Source organism: Methanomethylovorans sp. PtaU1.Bin093 (genome assembly GCF_002067275.1).
In the GTDB taxonomy this organism is placed as follows: domain Archaea; phylum Halobacteriota; class Methanosarcinia; order Methanosarcinales; family Methanosarcinaceae; genus Methanomethylovorans.
Genome location: NZ_MVQX01000087.1, coordinates 1 through 17,459, shown reverse-complemented (window position 1 = coordinate 17,459; position 17,459 = coordinate 1). Strand labels below are relative to the sequence as shown.

The following is a 17,459-nucleotide window of genomic DNA, read 5'->3' as shown; positions in this document are numbered from 1 at the left end:
GATGTCCTATCATAGAATAACATTCATACGATTAATAATCACTGTTGAGGATCATTATGGATAGATATGAGCAGGTAATAGAACTGGCCAAACGCCGTGGATTCTTGTGGAACTCCTTCGAGCTGTATGGAGGAACAGCCGGATTCTATGATTACGGGCCTCTGGGAAGCACTTTAAAACGCAGGATAGAACAGATATGGAGAGAAATATACGTTATCCAGGAAGGGTTCATGGAGATCGAGTGCCCTACCATAGGAATTGAAGAAGTGTTTGTAGCATCAGGTCACGTTGGAGGGTTCTCAGATCCCCTTTGCGAGTGTAAACAGTGTGGAGAAGCTTTCAGAGCAGACCATCTGATAAAGCACATCGTTGAAGAAGCAGATGGCCTTACAGATGAAGAGCTGGACAGGACCATTGCGCAGAACGGCGTTAAGTGCCCTGAATGCGGGGGAGATCTGGGGAATACCTACGAATTCAATCTCATGTTCAAGACCCAGATAGGCCCTGGAAACGGCAGGAAAGGATACCTCAGGCCTGAAACTGCTCAGGGAATGTTCGTGGATTTCCTTAGACTTGCAAGATATTACCGTGATAAACTGCCCTTCGGTGCAACCCAGATAGGAAAATCATATCGCAACGAAATTTCACCAAGGCAGGGAGTAATAAGGCTTCGGGAGTTCACTCAGGCCGAAGCCGAGATCTTCATTGACCCAAGGGTCAAGACCCATCCCAACATACAAAGATTTGGAAATACGGCCCTGAACCTCTATTCTGATGCCGCACAGGACAAAGGCTCATCTGAGATCATGACGGTCAGGGAAGCAGTAGACAAAGGGATCATTGCACATGAGTTCCTTGCCTATCAGGTGGCACTTGTCGATCATTTCCTGCAGCGTGTTGGCATCTCCCCGGAAAAACTGAGGTTCAGGCAGCACAGGAAAGATGAAATGGCCCACTATGCCATCGATTGCTGGGATGCGGAGATCCTTACAGAAAGGTTCGGCTGGGTGGAAGTTGTGGGTATCGCTGACAGGACAGATTACGATCTTTCAGCCCATGCTAACATGAGCAAAACGGAGCTTTCCATCTACATTGAATATGAACAGCCGCGTATGGTTGAGAAGTTCGTGGTCAAGCCCAATATGGGAAAAATGGGACCTATGTTCAAAGGCAAGGCAAAGGTTGTTGCTGAAGCCCTCAAAGCCCTGCCGCAGGAAGCACTCGAAAAAGAAGAGATCAAAGTCTCAGTGGACGGAGAAGAATTCACAGTGCCCAGAGAACTGGTTGAGTTCACACAAGAGACCATCAAGGTCAGCGGAGAGAACATAGTGCCACATGTGATAGAGCCTTCTTTCGGTATCGACAGGATACTCTATTCAGTGATGGAACATGCCTATGATGAAGAGATCGTCCCTGCCAAAGCTTCTGAAGGAGATAACGAAGATGAGGCAAGGATAGTGCTGAGGTTCAAGAAAGAAGTATCTCCCATAAAGGTGGCAGTGTTGCCTTTATTAACCAGGCGGGAACTCATAGAGCCTGCAAAGGAGATCGCTTCCAGACTCAGAGACAAGGGCCTTCTGGCTGCGTATGATGATTCTGGAACCATTGGTCGCCGCTATAGGCGTAATGACGAGATAGGCACTCCCTATTGCATTACTATTGACTACGACACACTGGAAGATAATACAGTGACAATAAGGGATAGAGATAGTATGCAGCAGGTCAGGGCTTCTGTTGATACAATAGATGATGTGCTTTATGAACTCGTATATAGAGCTAAAAAAATTGAAACTGCAGGAAAGCCCTTGTAATACTTTCACTGTGCTTGCACATATTTAAAAATATAGGGGTCGTATACTGTTACACTCGACGAAAAGAATGTGACATGACAAACTATATCAAACATCCCCTTATACGATCGGATATGGTTGAGCAAAGGCTTTATCAGCTTGACCTTGCGGGCCGGGCCCTTTCATCACCCACATTAATAGTGCTTCCCACCGGCCTTGGAAAAACCATAGTGTCTTTACTTGTCATTGCGGCCAGGATGGAAAAATTCGGGGGTAAAGCCCTTATACTGTCGCCCACGAAACCTCTTGTAGAACAGCACGCAGCTTTTTTTAAAAAAGTAATGAACATATCTGAAGAGCAGATCATTACTTTTACCGGAAGTGTGGCTCCCGAAAAAAGAGCAGATCTCTGGAAGAACGGAAAATTGATCGTTTCCACACCCCAGGTCATTGAGAACGACATAATTACAAAACGCATCGGTCTTGATGATATCTGTCATATAACATTCGATGAAGCGCATAGAGCAGTGGGCAACTACGCTTACACATACATAGCAGAGAAGTATTTTGAAAATGCAAGGAACCCTCATTGCCTCGGGATAACCGCAAGTCCCGGAAGCACTGATGAGAAAATAAGCGAGGTATGTGAAGCCCTGCACATAAGATCAGTTGCCGTGAAGACAGAATCTGATAGCGATGTGAGACCCTATATCCATAAGAAGGAGATAGAATGGATAAAGATCGATCTTCCGAAAGATATGGCTGAGATCAAAGGATTGCTCGAAAAGGTGATGGAGGAAAGGTTCACAAAACTCACAGAACTTGGGTTCCCTGTACATAATCCTAAGTTCGTTACTAAGAAAGACCTGTTGGGTATGCAGAAAAAACTCCAGGAAGAGCTGAGAGGTCTGCCTGACCCATCGGTCTATGCAGCAATATCTGTCGTTGCCGAAATAATGAAGGTGAACCATGCCGTAGAGATAATTGAGACGCAGGGGATGGAATCCTTGCGCAAGTACATGGAAAGGCTGGAACACGAAGCATATTCAAAGAGCGGGAGCAAGGCTTCAAAAAGACTGGCCGAGGACCTCTACATGCGCCAGGCCATTCACCGGATAAAGGATACTGACACCGAACATCCGAAACTTGAGATGGTGAGGAACATCGTATCCAGACAGATAGCCGGGAGACCGGAGTCAAGAGTAATAGTTTTCACGAACTACAGAGATACTGCAGATATGGTCACAGCTTCCCTGGAAGCAATGGAAGATATCCACCCTGTGCGGTTTGTAGGACAAAGCTCGAAATACAAAGATAAAGGTCTTACTCAGAAACAACAGGTTCAGATCATCGAGGACTTCAAAAAAGGCGTATATAATGTACTGGTGGCAACTTCTGTGGCAGAGGAAGGATTGGACATACCCTCGACAGACCTTGTTGTATTTTATGAACCGATCCCTTCTGAAATAAGGAGCATACAGCGTAAGGGCAGAACAGCAAGGAAACATGCAGGTAGGGTCGTGGTACTCGTCACCAAAGGTACCAGGGATGAAGGTTATTATTGGAGCAGCCTGTCCAAGGAACGCCGGATGCAGAGCAATATGAAGGAGTTGCAGGAGATCATGCCTGCAAATGCCACCACTTTGGAACAATATGCCCCACAGCAGATCGAAAAGGACCAGAAGCAATTGTCTGAATTCCATGATAAAGGCATAAGAGTAGTTATAGATCACCGGGAAGTGCGCAGCCAGGTTGCCAGAGAGCTTGAAAAGCTTGGGGTGGACATCGATGTCAAGACCCTGGAAATAGGAGATTATGTTATCAGCGAAAGGATAGCTATTGAAAGAAAGAGCGCAGAGGATTTTGTAAGTTCTCTCCTGAACAACACTTTGTTCGAGCAGATCTCCAATATCTCACGCTGCTATCAAAAGCCTGTCCTGTTGATAGAGGGTGGGGGCTTGTTCTCAGCACGTCAGATAAACCCTAGATCGATACATGGAACTCTTGCCTCCATAGGAATAGACTTTGGGGTATCTATATTCTACACAAGGGATGCTGAAGATAGTGCTATGCTCATCCAGACCCTTGCAAAAAGGGAACAATCTGATGAACAGAGGGAAATAAAGATCCATGGAAAAAAGGCCTCTCAGATGTTATCAGAACAGCAGGAATACATAGTTTCTGCCATAAACGATATCGGACCGAAAGCTGCAAAAAGCCTTCTTAAGCATTTTGGAAGCGTGGAGAATGTGATGAAGGCACAATATAAAGAATTGATAAAGGTCCAGAACATTGGACCCAAGACCGCCGCCAGGATAAGGGAAGTAGTGTCAGGGGACTATAAAGGATAAGCTGCAGCTTGATATTTATCCCCTTTACCAGGACTACTTCTTCAGCCTGTCTATTAGGTCCAGGCTCTGTTCAATAAGTTCGAGGAACTCTTTTATCCTGCGAGGGTCCTGTTCCTGCTGCATGGACTGCGCAAGTATAATGGTTTTTTTGATAATCATATCTTCCAGTTCCTGTAAAGAACTTGCAGGTATAGACTTTGATGGTCCTGGAACTTCTGGGCCCATAGGAGTTGTGTCATTGACCCCGGCTGGCAGACCACCCGAAGAAGCGACCACATTTACTGAGGAAGCAACTTGCTGTTTATCCTCTGTATTGGCAGGGAACTCAGAAGATAGGCCCTTCTTTTTTTCCGGGGATCTATCCTGTGCCTGAGCAGAAGGTCTTTGTCCTGTATCACATAGCGGGCAGATCACATTACCTTTATACCTGAACAATGGAGCCCCGCATTCTGCACAGTGCTGTGCCAGCATGGTACCACCGATCTCAAGCATCCGTGAGATCTTGCTTATTGATTCTTCATCCTTTTGACTCATGTATTCCTCTGTTACGTTAATGATATATTACCAATGAAAGTCTTTTTATACCATATAATGGTTTAGTTGTAATTTGATTATCTTATTTTAGTGATAAGTCATCTGAAGGTGATTTGTATGGCAAATGATTTTAAAGATGTTATAAACCAGTGTATACAGATATTAGAGCAGATCGCAAATGACAGTTCTGTTCCAAGGAATATAAGGCGTTCTGCAAGTGATGTGCTGACCACACTGAAAAATGAGGGAGAGCCTCTGTTCATGAGGACAACAGCAAGCATTTCTATCTTGGAAGATATCAGCAATGATCCAAACATCCCATTACACACCCGTACTCTGATATGGAATGTTGCAAGTCAGCTTGAAACCATTCCTGTAGATGATTAATACTTCCTTTTAAAGGAATATGGATGTTATCCTGTAAGGAATACATCCTCTTAAAACCATTTCTAAATTAATGTTTTGAAGGCTTCGGATGATAGGAGGCCTTTAATAAGGAATGTTTACTGAAATAACACCCTTATAGTTGCAAATATGACAAATGTATGATCGGATGTGGATCCGAAAGAAGGGACCATGATAAAGAATATCATTGAACATATCAGAGAAGAGCTGGAAGAAAAAGATAAAGCCCGAGAACAGGGTATAATGCTGTCAAGGGAAGTAGTGCGGAATTGCAGAGTAGCGATGCAGCATGTCCATAAGATGGAACTTGAACGGGCATATTCCACGATCCAGACTGCAAGAGAAAACATAGAAAAAATGAACTTGGTCCTTAAAGATCAGCCTGATCTACATTATGGGGGTTTTGTGGAACATGCCCAGCAGGAATTTACAGAATGCAGCGTCATATATGCACTTGTTTCTGGAAAAGACGTCCCTGAGCCTGAAGAATTGAAAGTTGAACCTGTGGCATATCTCAATGGGTTGGGAGATGTAGGAGGAGAGATAAAGAGACATATACTCGATCTGATACGCAATGGGATGCTGGATGAAGGAGAGAGATATCTGAACATCATGGAAGAATTATACACAGGCTTGATGTTATTCGATTACCCGGATGCTATGACACATGGACTTCGGGCAAAGACAGACAGATCGCGTCTGCTACTGGAGATAGCACGAGGAGAACTCACAGCAGCGGTCAGACAACAAAAACTTGAAATGGCTATGCAAGCACTTGAAAATCAATTCTTATCCCGTAAATAAACAAATAAATAATATCGCACCGAATTAACCATCATCTTAGAGGACATCACTATGAGATTCAACCCTGAAGAGATCAAAACAGCCGCTAAAGAAGACTTTGATGCTGCGTGGAACAATGGCAGACAATATGTGAAAAGAGCAAACATCAACCAGGGATACCCCCACATGGAGCTTAACTATGGTAAAGTGCATCCCGTCTACGAGACCATATCCCGTCTGAGAGAAGCGTACCTGCGGATGGGCTTTCACGAGATGATGAATCCTCTTATAGTCGATGAGAAAGAAGTACACAAACAATTCGGACATGAAGCACTTGCAGTCCTTGACAGATGTTTCTATATAGGAGGACTGCCCAGGCCCAACGTAGGCATATCCGATGAACGGATCGCCATGATCAAAGGAATGATCGGGGATATTGGAGAGGAAGGCATTGAAAGGATCAGGAAGATACTTCATTCCTACAAGAAAGGCGATATCGAAGGAGATGACCTGGTACCCGAAATGTCAATAGAATTAGCTGTTTCTGACTCGCTTATAGTGGAAATGATAGATCAGGTCTTCCCTGAGTTCAAGGAATTGGCACCTGTATGTGGCCGTAAGACATTGCGCAGCCATATGACCTCCGGATGGTTCATAAGTCTGTCAGGCATACTGGAACGTGCTGAGCCTCCTTTTAACTTCTTCTCCATAGACCGCTGTTTCAGAAGAGAACAGGCCGAAGACGCTGCCCGTCTCATGACATATTATTCTGCTTCATGTGTCATCATGGACGAGGATGTAACGGTAGATCATGGAAAAGCGGTTGCTCAAGGTCTTCTGGCACAGTTCGGTTTTGAAAAGTTCAGGTTCAGACCTGATGAAAAGAGAAGCAAGTACTATGTACCTGATACGCAGATAGAGGTATTTGCATATCACCCGAAGCTGGTGGGTTCCAAGACAAAATATTCGGATGGCTGGGTCGAAATTGCTACCTTCGGAATATATTCACCTACCGCACTTGCAGAGTATGAGATACCCTATCCGGTAATGAACCTGGGACTGGGAGTGGAAAGACTTGCAATGATCCTGTATGGTGCTATGGATGTACGTTCCCTTACATATCCGCAGATACCACAGTACTCTCCATGGAACATGCAGGACAGTGAACTTGCAAAGATGGTCTATGTGGAAAAAACACCTGCTACCCCTGAAGGAGAGCAGATACTTGCTGCTATAGTCAAACAATGTGACTTGCATGGTTCTGAGCCCAGTCCCTGTGAGTTCTCTGCATGGGAAGGTACGGTCTATGGCAGAAAAGTGAAAGTATCGGTCGTGGAGCCCGAAGAGAACACTAAGCTATGTGGTCCTGCTGCTTTCAATGAAGTGCTGGCATTTAAGAGCGACATTCTGGGATTGCCCAATAATAAGAAGTGGGAAGAGGCTTTTGAAAATGATTCCGCAAGGACTGGCATAAGGTTCATAGATGCCTTTGCCGCCCAATCAGCGTGGGAGATCGAAGAAGCTGCAAAGAATGGTGAAAAACTGGTGGAAACAAGAGTTAGGATAGTAAAAGTGCCTTCGGAGATAAATATAAGGATCAAGCCCCTGGCTCAGCGCTATATAACCAGCAATAACAAGAAGATAGATATTCGTGGACCGGTTTTCACAACTGTAAGGGCAGAGATCGAATGATCCTGCCTGTTGACCCTTGATCCAAAAGAAAACTATGAAGCCAAAAATATAAAAGAGGCTTAAGAGAATGCCCCAAAATACAAACTTAATTTATCTGGCATCAAAGAAGGGCATTTCCTCAGCATCTACCTTAGCAGCTTTACACATCTGATTGCAGGTAACACGGCGCACCCTTGCTATGAACCTGGGTTCAAGCTGTATACGCAACATGGTCATTTCGCGTTCCTCATAATAGAGATCATTGCTTTGGACCATTCTGTGAGTGATCACCTGATGCCTGAGCACTTTTGCTACGATACCCATAGTGCCTCCGCGCAGATCGTCCGGACTTACATGAGTGACGAATATGAAGTCGCCTATATTGGCTTTGTAAGCTGCGAAGAAATTGTTAGGACTGCGCACTTCAATGGTAAGGGGATGGCGATCCCGTAGCTCGGAAATCACACGCTCGGACATACCTGTTAATGCAATGTACTCCATGCTATCACCCATACATGGGGAACTCTTTCCTCGGTGCAGGCTGCTGCTCGGTTGATTTTACATCCTCTGCAAGCCTCTGCATTTCGATCTCTATCTTCTCCGCCTGTTCGATCAGGCTTTCTGTATTCACTGAGAGATCGTAGAGCAGATTTAAGACATCTATCACCACTGCTGCTGCTCGTGGATCCGGATTTTGGCTTTGGGTGGCTCCCAAAAGGCTGATGGCCGGTATTTCCCTGACCAGGCACTCTGCCATAATGCTCCCTGATATACCGGAAATGGTACCCATCTGGAACACTTCCACTTTATCCTTTATCCGTTCAAGCATTTCTGGTGTTGTAGCCGCACCAAACACTTTGCGCTCTTCGGACATCGTAGCTATGCCTGCGATGGAAACAATTTCCTTTACGTTGATCCCCTTGGCCCAGTCCAGCAATGCTCTGCTGATATCATAAGATACTACCGGATTTATGGGTATATCTGAAACGACCATCACAAGATTGCGCTCCTCACTTTCGTATATCCTGACTGGCATGTTGATGAGACCTTCGTAAAGCACAGCTATCGGAGGGAAATGTCTTGAATCAATGGAACCTACATAGGTCATCTTGAGTTCATCTATGATCTGCTGGCTTGCGATATTTCCCACCAGACCTATTCCCGGAAAACCCTCTATAAGCACTGGATTTTCTGATATGATGGGTTTTGTTACTATTTTCACGTTCTTGTCATCGTAATCTGTTTCTGCCAAAAGATCACCTGTTTCTACCTAACACTTATTTAATCGCTGATATTTTATACTGATCATGATAGATAAGAGCATCGTTCATAAAAATTAAGGAAGGGTAACATGGAAAAACCAATAATGTACCTTGAAAGCACAGGCAAGGAGAATACACAGCTGGTCATTGATGCTGCTATCAAAAGGGCTGAAGAGCTGGGGATCAGGCAGATAGTAGTGTCAAGCACCACCGGATACACAGCACTGGAAATGGCAAAAGCTGCAAAAGGAAAAATGCTGAAGATAGTTTGTGTGAGCTACCAGTATGGGGTCAAAGAAGATGGAAAATGGGAAATGGAAACCGATGCTTTAAAGGAATTACAGGATATGGGAGTAGAGGTTGTTACGCAGTCCCACCTGTTCTCAGGCATAGAGAGAGCGATCTCTAACAAACTGGGAGGAACAAGCAGAATAGACGTGATATCGAACACTTTGAGGTCATTGTTCGGCCAAGGGTTCAAAGTGGTCGTGGAAATAACAATGATGGCAGCTGACTCCGGTAAGATCCCTGTGACCCCTGGAACAGAGGTTATTGCTATTGCAGGTACAGGCCACGGTGCAGATGTAGCTGTTGTTATGAAGCCGGCACATTCACAAAGATTCTTCGATGCTCAGATAAGAGAGATCATTGCCATGCCAAGAGTGAGACAATAAGCCAGAATATCTTTACTGGCTTTTTTCTTCTATTTCGTTATCTTCTGACTTTAGATCATCCTGATGCTTTGCATTATGAGATGCCACTGCATCCATGGTTCTTTTGTGAAGGTCCAGCGCAGACTTGAGAAAAAATGCTGTGATCGCAACAAAGACTACAAAAATAATGATAGCAGCCAAAAAAACGATTATAAGGTCCATAAGATCTGTTAGAAAAAGAAAAGGAAGTACCTGTGAGTACTTCACTGGGGTTTTTCATACAGCTTTGTCTTCTGGAACTGCTTGCCTCCCTTCTTGGAGTGAGGCTGTCTGAAAACGCTGTCGTTAGCTTTCTCTATTTCACGTGCCTCTATGGCAAGCTGTGCTGCTGCCCTCATCATTTCGTGACCAGCTGCAGTTGTAAGAGCTACCTGTTCAAGTTCCTTCATCATGAAGCATGCAGGGAAGTTGATCTTTGCGACCATGTCAGCCATGTGGAGTGCTGCAAGACCCTTTGCCTTTGCATAAGGGTTGTTGAAATGAGCTCTTTCGATACATACCTCTGGCTTTGCAAGAATGTGAGGCAACTGGATAGGTTCTCCTGCATCTACCTGGGCTGCGACCTTGTCCAGTTCTTCCTGAATGAGCCTTACAACACCGCATGTTGAAAGGACTTTCATTGCATCGGAGTTGAAGGAGGCCATTTCCACAGGATCAAGGAACTCAGTCTTTGCACCGATGAGCGGGTCTACGGTCATAATGATGTAACCGAAACCTGCCTGTTGAAGAGCCTCACGGTCCTCTTTCTTTGTCGGGCCATCTGAAATGATTATGCATGGAACATCTTTGTAAAGTTCACGTGCTGCAGTTGGGCCGGGTGCACTGGAGTTGGGGCTGATCATAACATAGAAATCTGCTTCCATTTTCTTGAGATCAGCTGTTGCAGCTGCTTCATCTTTCCCCATCTTGGGACCTGTACCAAATACACGAACAGTGATCCCTTCTCTTGCTGCGATCTCATCCTGGACCAGGTCCACTACCTGGCTCATACCTAAGTTACCTAGCTTAATGATTCCAATCTTGGCCATGTAAAATCACAGTACAGCAATAGTGCAGTGTAGCATATATTACTTTTGGAAAGCAAAATACCCCTAAGCAGGGTTATCAGGAGCTTATAGCAGCTTACAGGGATCTATCCGAAAAGGTTAAAAGCAATGTCATTTATTTCACATCAGCCTGTTCCATAAGCCCCATTTACAATCTTTAATCCTAGGTTGATCAAGTGAGTTATATAAGTGATCTTTCTGAGAGAAGTAATAGTAGTAAGAAACTGATAGTTTTTGATATGGACAGCACGTTGATCGATGCTGAAACTATCGATGAGCTTGCTAAGGCGGCGGGAGTTGGCCAAGAGGTATCAGCAATAACCGAAAGAGCAATGAGAGGAGAAATAAATTTCTTCCAGGCACTTACTGAAAGGGTAAGACTTCTAAATGGATTGAAGTTAGAAGATGCAATAAAGGCTCTGGAAAAGATGCCTCTGATGCCAGGTGCCAAAGAACTGGTCAGTTTCGTGAGATCCAGAGGATATACAACTGCAATGGTATCCGGGGGATTCACACTATCTTCGGAAAGAGTGGGAAAACTACTTGGTATCGACCACGTAGTATCCAATGAACTGATCGTAAAAGATGGCATCATCACGGGTGAAGTGATAGGATCTCTTACTGCACAGAACTCAAAGGAACTGGTGCTTGAAGAAATTGCAGCTCAGCACGGGATCGCACCTGAAGATTGCATAGTCGTGGGTGACGGAGCGAATGATATATGTATCTTCAAAAGAGCAAGATATGCTATAGCATTCAATTCTAAACCAATACTACGACAACATGCAGATGTTGTGATAATAGAGAAGAACCTCAAAGCTGTGATTCCAGTTATCGAATCTTTCGATCTGGATCAGCGGTGTGTATCGTGCATTAGAAATGCATGAAATGCCGGCTTCAATGCCGGAGAGGGAGGATTAACAAGCGATGTTGAAAGAACTGAACGAGAAGAAGACAGAACTGAAAAGACTGTCCGAGGAATACAAGACACAGCGCAACGAACTCAATGCCGAGGCAAGCAAGCTTGCTGCAAAACGCAATGAGCTCAACAAGAAGACAAAAGACCTTATCAATGAGGCTCAGAACTATAAAAACCTTCGTGATGAGAACAATGTGAAGGTTAAAGAGCACAAGGACCTTAGGGATGAGATCAACAACAAGGCCAATGAGATCTATGCCCAGATAGACACTATACGCGGAGAGAATAACCTTACAGGCCCATCCATCAAGGACATCCGTAAAGATATCGATCGTCTGGAATTTGCACAGCAGACAGAAGTCCTGAGCACAAGTAAGGAAAGAGAACTTGTAAACAAGATCACTGAGCTACGCAAGATGTATAATGCAAAAAAGCAGCAGCTTGAAAGCAATCAGGAACTAAAGGAACTGCTCACAAAAGCACAGGATATAAGGGACGAGGCTTCAAAGGAGCACACATTGCTGTCCGAGTATGCACAGAAGGCGCAGGAATATCATGATCTTATGATAGCCACCTTTAAAGAAGCTGATAAGATACGTGCAGAATCCGATGCCGCTCACAAGGAATTCGTAAAGTTCCAGGAAAGTGCAGATGAGAAACACAAGAAGTTCATCGCTGCCCAGAAAGAGATAAGGGACATTGATAAAGAGGTCCGCAAGCTCAAGAAGGGAGAAACCGAGGGCAGAAGAGAAGTATCCAAGGCCGATATGCGTAAGGATGCCGAAGACATCTTTGATAAGTTCAAGGCCGGAGAAAAGCTCACTACAGAAAATCTCATGGCGCTTCAGAGATCTGGACTGTTATAAAAAAGAAGCTAATAAGGGTGTTCTCACCCTTAACTTTCAATTTTGTTCTTTTTGATCATTTAAACCCAGACGGATACGTCTGAATTCGGAATTGCGCATCAAGCATTTACCACCTGTGAAGGTGGGGTCTTCAGTGATATTTTTCCATATGGTTTTAAGGCTATCATTATGTATATTGCCATAACTTAAAGGCAGGCAGGAACATGGCCATACGTTCCCTTCGGGTGTTATATGCAGCCATTTTCGCCCGGCAAAACAACCCATTTTTCCTACAACATGTGGTATTGGAAATATACGTGGGCCCTCACTCACAGATGCACGGGATATAAACTCATCGAATTTTTTACGGTCTGCGGCAGAGAGCACTTCATTCGTATGATCAAGCCATCTGCCAGTGGGAACTATCTCAAAGAAGGAGATCTCATGTACACCTGTTTCGCGAGCCAATTGATAGAAATCGTCCAGTTCATGTATGTTCCTCGGAGAGATGACCACATAGATATTCACAAACAGACCAGCCTCTACTCCGTTACGTATTGCTGACATGGCATCTCTGAAGACACCGGAACGGCCACGCATAAGGTCATGACCATCTTCATGTGCACTGTCCAGGCTCACACTAAGCATGTACAGGCCAGCCTCTTTAAGGCTTTGTGCCCTTTCTACAGTTAGCCCAACTCCAGAAGTGAACAGACCGGGAATAGCACGCTCCTGGTCTACATGAGATATCAGCTCTTCCAGACCTGCATAAAGTAAGGGTTCTCCTCCATCAAATATAATTAAAGTAGTACCCATCCCCTGTGCCTGATCGATGATCGATCTCACAACATTTGGTTCCAGCTTTGCACGATTCTTTGTATCAGGCAATGCACAGTGAAGGCATTTATTGGGACAATCCTCGGTAATGGAAATGGTCAGCTGCTCTGGTATATACTTACCTCTCATATTACCCATCTGGCTGGATACCAGCCTATCAAAGGGTTTGCTGGGTATTGGAGGCATCCACGTGGAATAAATGAGCCTATCAGCCTCCACTAAAGAAGGTTTCGTACCTTCGAACATCTGCATCAGGTCTTTTACCATCGAGTTTAAAATAGGAGATACTAAACCTTCGGTGTCCATCTTAACAAGACCATTCTGGACCGTTGCATAGACCTTGAAAAGGGGATTCCTGTAAAAATAATACTTATCCATAACCACTGTTCACTTCCTTCTCAATGCTGCCCTGTAGGCAAGCAATGAAGATGGCTTTTTCCTGAGCATGAACATAGCTGCATGTATTGCCTTATTTAAGGGCGTACCTTGAATGAAAGAAAGGTCCTCACCTTCAAATACCTGCATCATAGCATCTATTTCCTTATCTGTCATCTTACGCAGGGTCTCAAGGGCGATACGACCCATATAGTACTCATTTCTATATTCCTGGTTCCAGCGTTTTCTGTACTCTGACAGGAACCTGGCAGAAACATCATTCTTTGCAATGGCATCTGCTGCCACGTCACCGCACATTTGACCAGCATGCATCCCATATCCTATGCCTGACTGGGCAGCAGAGCCTCCAGTGACCATAACTCCTTCACCTACTATATCTCCGGGAATGGCAGCTATGGGATCTCCACCCACTGACTTTTTAATAAAGGACAGTTCTTCCAAGCCCTTGATCTTCTTGAAACGCTCCACCCATGTATCAAAGAAAGATGAGACATCTGTACCATGCCTGCGTACATATACTCCCAGAGTTGCGCGATCACCGCCACATGGTGAATATGTTGATTTCCATCCAGGAGCATGGTTTCCTACATAATATTCGAACATGTCAGGTTCTCCCAGACCCGGAGCCTCCACCTCGGCTTCCATAGACCATGCTATATCACGAGGATATTTGATGGGTTTCATACCCAGAAGCCCTGCAATTCTGGAATTTATACCATCTGAGATTATGACAATCTTAGACTTCAGCATTCCTTCATTGGTACTTATGGAAAAGATGCCTTCATTACGGATAACATTTAAAGATTCTACTCCTGTGCGAATGTCAACTCCTGCCTTAAGCACCTGCTGTGCATAGTATTCATCGAACTTCCTGCGATCTAGGAAATACGCCGGGCTTTCTACAGCAACCTCACCACCGGAAGGAGCTACTATATGTGCACCTTTGAGATTCTTTATCACATAGCTCTGGTCAACGGTTTCACCCGTCTTGTCGAACATCCCTTTAAAGAAAGTGTTTGCAGGATGAGTAGGATTGCCGATTGCCTCTTTCCTGTCGATCAGAATTACATTTGTACCCTTTAATGCGGCATTGCGGGCAGCCATGAGACCTGCCGGAGATGCACCGATTACTACAATATCTGCATCCATGATCATTACCTTACCATATTATTGAAGCGTAAGTGGCTGATAATACCAGTAGTAGTACATCAACTATAAGTGAACCGAACATGATGCCTCTGTAACGTGAACCCTGAAGGAAGAGACGTCCACCTCTTTGAGGAGTGGGGTTCTTGATGAAATCAAATGATTGTGACAACATCCATATACCCGCAAGAATGGCACCAGTAAAAAACACTGGCCCAAGATGGGCAGTGATGCCTATTGCAATGGAGGCAAAAACCCCTACGATCCACATGACCGTCACGAATCTGGATGTAGCAGGCACACCGAATGTTACAGGAAAAGTTGGTGCACCACGGGCACGGTCTCCTTCTACATCCCTTGCCACACCAGAGAGCGTGAAGCCCCAGTCAGTGAAACACATCATGAGACCCAGGAAAATAGCAGGAAGAGGTAAAATAGCACCATTATCAGGATGTTTAAGTATCCCTGCGGGATCAAAGGCCAGCCATACACCAATAGGTACAAGTCCATAAGCTATGCCTACGGGAATGAAACTTAGGAAAGTGGTCCTTTTGGCCACACTTGAATATATGCTGATTGTTAGCACTGCTACAATGAGCACAACGAATGATTCTGGATTGAGGATCAATGCAGCTGCTGATGCTATCACTCCCAGAAATATGGCGTATTTCAGAGCCTTTTGTTTACTGAGTTGTCTGGATGGAAGGGGCCTATTTGGAAGGTTTATAGAATCAATATCCACATCACAGCAGTCATTATACACGTAGGAGCTCGTAATGGCTGCGTAGCCTCCTATTACTGCAATGATAAATGGGAAAAGGGGAGGCAGAGAACCTGTTGCCAGATAGGAAGCCAGTAATGCACTTGCTGCCGGCAAGGCAAGGTCCATATCTGCAATTTCCGGTCTTAGTAATTCAATGAAAGGATGGGTAGTCTTTGAATCTGAGATTGAAACCAATTAAATCACCGCAACAAGAACTTTTTTGGAAATCCTTACTATTTTTAGTTAATGAGAATATTAGATAATAGTTGCTACCTGTTTCAATTCCTCTACGAGGGGATGATCAAACCTTTCTGCGATCATGAAAGTGAATTCTACATGAGGATTTAGTCCAATAAGTTCAAGGACATTCATATATGCTTCTTCAAGGGATTCATAGTCAGGAATGTGAACTGATTCGGTATTGAACGGGTAGATCTCAGAGAGCTCCTGAGGAAATGCACCAAATGGCGGTCTGAATATGAGCACATGATCGAACTCAGAGTCGATACGTGTAGGTGAAGCTCTGATCAAAGCTTTACCTTTAAGTGAGAAACGGCCTAACCTGCGGGAGAATCTCAGAACTTCAGGACGCTTGGATGATTCAGGTCCACAGTAAAAAAATGTGGATTTGGATGCAGGATCGTGCATTTCCAGCCAATCGGAATACTTATACATCTGCTTCAAGGCTGAAAGCAATCTTGGATGCGCACGGCATCTTTGTTCAACAAGTTCCAGCAAGTTACCTTCTTTAATGGATTGTTTCACATAGCGCATTTCTTCAAAAGTTACATAAAGATTATGCCGGGCTAGAAGGTCCTGACAATTAGATGCTTTTTTGAGTTGTTCTGCCGTATGAGAGACACATACAGGACAGGAACATGGAAGATATTGAAGCTGGTCCAGATGATATGTGCCTGTAGTAGTGATATATCTCCTGTCCTTAGCATAAAGGGCATAAGCTGCTGAATCGAACAGATCGCATCCAAGAGATACTGCAAGTGCGAACATCATGGGATGACCTGCGCCAAACAGATGAACGGGAGCAGAAGGGTCCAATCCTTTTTTGGCAGCAATGATGACATCAACCAAATCTGCATAGCGGTATGTTTCCATGAGAGGTACGACCGCTCCAAATGGATATAAGTCAAAGCCCACTTCTGAGAGAGTATGTGCACATTGTTCACGCAGGTCCAGATAACTTGAACCTTGGACAGGGCCAGCGATTAACATGTCACCATTGGCCAGCTCTCTAGCTGCCTTAAGGCGTTGGATGGTAGTTTCAAGTTCAGCTTCTGCCTGCTCTCTTGTTACATTAGGAGGGGTGGGAATATCCAGAGGAACAACTATATCCGAGCCAATCTTCTGCTGGAACTCCACAATTTGAGCGTTGCTCACCTCTACCTCACCATACACTGATAATTGGAAGGAGCCCGAATCTGTCATAATAGGACCATCGAAATCCAGCAGGGAATGCAGGCCATCCTTAAGAGCTTTCTCGCGCAGCTCTTCCTTGCGATAGATGATATAAGAATTAGTGATGAGCATTTGAGCCCCGAAATCTCGCATTTCTGAAGGCTTAATGGTCTGGATATTGGGATTGATAACAGGCATAACAGTAGGAGTTTCCACTACACCATGGGCAGTGGTGAGTCTACCTATGCGCCCTGCAGCATCCTTATGTAATATCTCGAATCTGGATGTCATGAGGGGGTAGATAAAAGTAAAGATATATGTATGTTGCCTCAGCAAAAACTTTGACAATAGACCAATAATTGCCGCAGAAATAAAACAGCAAATTATAGTTAGTTTACTATCATAAAAAAAAGAAACATAGATCCATCACTGCTATCGAAGAACAGGATCAGATAAAAAATACAGTGGCCACTAGTAGAGAATAAGTAGCTGTAAGAATGAGTATTTAAATCATAGAGTGAGCATAGCAGCGATCCGAAGTTCCCAAAGGCTCGCGCACTTAAGTACAGTACGGAACGTGGACAG

At 44.5% G+C, this 17,459-nt stretch carries 17 protein-coding genes; 8 read left to right on the top strand and 9 right to left on the bottom strand.

All coding sequences use genetic code 11. The features are described 5' to 3' along the window. Positions 1–56: 56 nt before the first annotated feature. Both glyS and A4E24_RS09335 read left to right on the top strand, forming a co-directional pair. Entirely contained in the window at positions 57–1,811 is a 1,755-nt protein-coding gene (gene glyS / locus A4E24_RS09340; RefSeq protein WP_292353035.1) for a glycine--tRNA ligase, read from the top strand. A gap of 74 nt (positions 1,812–1,885) precedes the next feature. Then, positions 1,886–4,141: a DEAD/DEAH box helicase gene (locus A4E24_RS09335; protein ID WP_292353034.1), complete on the top strand. Its 2,256-nt coding sequence runs from the start codon at positions 1,886–1,888 to the stop codon at positions 4,139–4,141. A gap of 33 nt (positions 4,142–4,174) precedes the next feature. On the opposite strand, the gene A4E24_RS09330 is transcribed toward A4E24_RS09335, so the two are convergent. Continuing rightward, positions 4,175–4,675 (bottom strand): Sjogren's syndrome/scleroderma autoantigen 1 family protein, encoded by a 501-nt coding sequence (locus A4E24_RS09330; protein ID WP_292353033.1) that lies wholly within the window; start codon positions 4,673–4,675, stop codon positions 4,175–4,177. A gap of 117 nt (positions 4,676–4,792) precedes the next feature. Here A4E24_RS09330 and A4E24_RS09325 point away from each other — a divergent pair, with 117 nt between their 5' ends. The 3 genes from A4E24_RS09325 (at position 4,793) to sepS (ending at position 7,555) form a co-directional block, all read left to right on the top strand. Then, complete coding sequence (locus A4E24_RS09325; RefSeq protein ID WP_292353032.1) at positions 4,793–5,062, top strand: UPF0147 family protein; 270 nt, start codon at positions 4,793–4,795, stop codon at positions 5,060–5,062. A gap of 189 nt (positions 5,063–5,251) precedes the next feature. Continuing rightward, positions 5,252–5,884, top strand: a complete 633-nt coding sequence (locus A4E24_RS09320) for a haloacid dehalogenase (protein WP_292353031.1) — start codon at positions 5,252–5,254, stop codon at positions 5,882–5,884. A gap of 51 nt (positions 5,885–5,935) precedes the next feature. Continuing rightward, positions 5,936–7,555, top strand: coding sequence for an O-phosphoserine--tRNA ligase (gene sepS, locus A4E24_RS09315; RefSeq protein ID WP_292353030.1), 1,620 nt, complete (start codon positions 5,936–5,938; stop codon positions 7,553–7,555). Between the two features lie 90 nt (positions 7,556–7,645). Here sepS and A4E24_RS09310 read toward each other — a convergent pair whose 3' ends face one another. Continuing rightward, positions 7,646–8,035, bottom strand: coding sequence for a DUF473 domain-containing protein (locus A4E24_RS09310; protein WP_292353028.1), 390 nt, complete (start codon positions 8,033–8,035; stop codon positions 7,646–7,648). Between the two features lie 4 nt (positions 8,036–8,039). After that, the gene (locus A4E24_RS09305) at positions 8,040–8,786 is read right to left on the bottom strand and encodes a proteasome assembly chaperone family protein (RefSeq protein WP_292353027.1); all 747 of its coding nucleotides are present in this window, start codon (positions 8,784–8,786) and stop codon (positions 8,040–8,042) included. Positions 8,787–8,885: 99 nt separating this feature from the next. Here A4E24_RS09305 and A4E24_RS09300 point away from each other — a divergent pair, with 99 nt between their 5' ends. After that, positions 8,886–9,470, top strand: a complete 585-nt coding sequence (locus A4E24_RS09300; RefSeq protein WP_292353026.1) for a pyruvate kinase alpha/beta domain-containing protein — start codon at positions 8,886–8,888, stop codon at positions 9,468–9,470. A gap of 12 nt (positions 9,471–9,482) precedes the next feature. On the opposite strand, the gene A4E24_RS09295 is transcribed toward A4E24_RS09300, so the two are convergent. Both A4E24_RS09295 and A4E24_RS09290 read right to left on the bottom strand, forming a co-directional pair. Continuing rightward, positions 9,483–9,671: a hypothetical protein gene (locus A4E24_RS09295; protein WP_292353025.1), complete on the bottom strand. Its 189-nt coding sequence runs from the start codon at positions 9,669–9,671 to the stop codon at positions 9,483–9,485. Positions 9,672–9,712: 41 nt separating this feature from the next. Next, positions 9,713–10,537 carry a F420-dependent methylenetetrahydromethanopterin dehydrogenase gene (locus A4E24_RS09290; RefSeq protein WP_292353023.1) on the bottom strand — a complete coding sequence of 275 codons (825 nt, stop codon included), beginning with the start codon at positions 10,535–10,537 and terminating at the stop codon, positions 9,713–9,715. Positions 10,538–10,731: 194 nt separating this feature from the next. On the opposite strand from A4E24_RS09290, the gene serB reads away from it, so the two are divergent. Both serB and A4E24_RS09280 read left to right on the top strand, forming a co-directional pair. Then, positions 10,732–11,442, top strand: coding sequence for a phosphoserine phosphatase SerB (serB, locus tag A4E24_RS09285; protein ID WP_292353022.1), 711 nt, complete (start codon positions 10,732–10,734; stop codon positions 11,440–11,442). Positions 11,443–11,482: 40 nt separating this feature from the next. Next, the gene (locus tag A4E24_RS09280; RefSeq protein WP_292353020.1) at positions 11,483–12,340 is read left to right on the top strand and encodes a coiled-coil protein; all 858 of its coding nucleotides are present in this window, start codon (positions 11,483–11,485) and stop codon (positions 12,338–12,340) included. Positions 12,341–12,376: 36 nt separating this feature from the next. On the opposite strand, the gene A4E24_RS09275 is transcribed toward A4E24_RS09280, so the two are convergent. Genes A4E24_RS09275 through tgtA form a run of 4 tightly spaced genes read right to left on the bottom strand, consistent with a single transcriptional unit; the run spans position 12,377 to position 17,165 of the window. After that, complete coding sequence (locus A4E24_RS09275; RefSeq protein ID WP_292353018.1) at positions 12,377–13,534, bottom strand: radical SAM/SPASM domain-containing protein; 1,158 nt, start codon at positions 13,532–13,534, stop codon at positions 12,377–12,379. A 9-nt stretch (positions 13,535–13,543) separates the two neighbouring features. Beyond that, positions 13,544–14,701, bottom strand: a complete 1,158-nt coding sequence (locus A4E24_RS09270; protein WP_292353017.1) for an NAD(P)/FAD-dependent oxidoreductase — start codon at positions 14,699–14,701, stop codon at positions 13,544–13,546. 10 nt (positions 14,702–14,711) lie between these two features. Next, on the bottom strand, positions 14,712–15,656 hold the full coding sequence (locus A4E24_RS09265) for a UbiA family prenyltransferase (protein ID WP_292353016.1): 945 nt from the start codon (positions 15,654–15,656) through the stop codon (positions 14,712–14,714). 60 nt (positions 15,657–15,716) lie between these two features. Further along, positions 15,717–17,165 carry a tRNA guanosine(15) transglycosylase TgtA gene (tgtA, locus tag A4E24_RS09260; RefSeq protein WP_292353015.1) on the bottom strand — a complete coding sequence of 483 codons (1,449 nt, stop codon included), beginning with the start codon at positions 17,163–17,165 and terminating at the stop codon, positions 15,717–15,719. Positions 17,166–17,459: the final 294 nt, after the last annotated feature.

Bases quoted from the DNA above. Each gene is read 5' to 3' on its own strand.
- A4E24_RS09300 (WP_292353026.1), top strand. From the start codon at position 8,886: ATGGAAAAACCAATAATGTACCTTGAAAGCACAGGCAAGGAGAATACA.
- glyS (WP_292353035.1), top strand. From the start codon at position 57: ATGGATAGATATGAGCAGGTAATAGAACTGGCCAAACGCCGTGGATTC.
- tgtA (WP_292353015.1), bottom strand. From the start codon at position 17,165: ATGACATCCAGATTCGAGATATTACATAAGGATGCTGCAGGGCGCATA.
- A4E24_RS09320 (WP_292353031.1), top strand. From the start codon at position 5,252: ATGATAAAGAATATCATTGAACATATCAGAGAAGAGCTGGAAGAAAAA.
- A4E24_RS09335 (WP_292353034.1), top strand. From the start codon at position 1,886: ATGACAAACTATATCAAACATCCCCTTATACGATCGGATATGGTTGAG.
- A4E24_RS09280 (WP_292353020.1), top strand. From the start codon at position 11,483: ATGTTGAAAGAACTGAACGAGAAGAAGACAGAACTGAAAAGACTGTCC.
- sepS (WP_292353030.1), top strand. From the start codon at position 5,936: ATGAGATTCAACCCTGAAGAGATCAAAACAGCCGCTAAAGAAGACTTT.
- A4E24_RS09330 (WP_292353033.1), bottom strand. From the start codon at position 4,675: ATGAGTCAAAAGGATGAAGAATCAATAAGCAAGATCTCACGGATGCTT.
- A4E24_RS09325 (WP_292353032.1), top strand. From the start codon at position 4,793: ATGGCAAATGATTTTAAAGATGTTATAAACCAGTGTATACAGATATTA.
- A4E24_RS09290 (WP_292353023.1), bottom strand. From the start codon at position 10,537: ATGGCCAAGATTGGAATCATTAAGCTAGGTAACTTAGGTATGAGCCAG.
- A4E24_RS09270 (WP_292353017.1), bottom strand. From the start codon at position 14,701: ATGGATGCAGATATTGTAGTAATCGGTGCATCTCCGGCAGGTCTCATG.
- A4E24_RS09275 (WP_292353018.1), bottom strand. From the start codon at position 13,534: ATGGATAAGTATTATTTTTACAGGAATCCCCTTTTCAAGGTCTATGCA.
- A4E24_RS09310 (WP_292353028.1), bottom strand. From the start codon at position 8,035: ATGGAGTACATTGCATTAACAGGTATGTCCGAGCGTGTGATTTCCGAG.
- A4E24_RS09295 (WP_292353025.1), bottom strand. From the start codon at position 9,671: ATGGACCTTATAATCGTTTTTTTGGCTGCTATCATTATTTTTGTAGTC.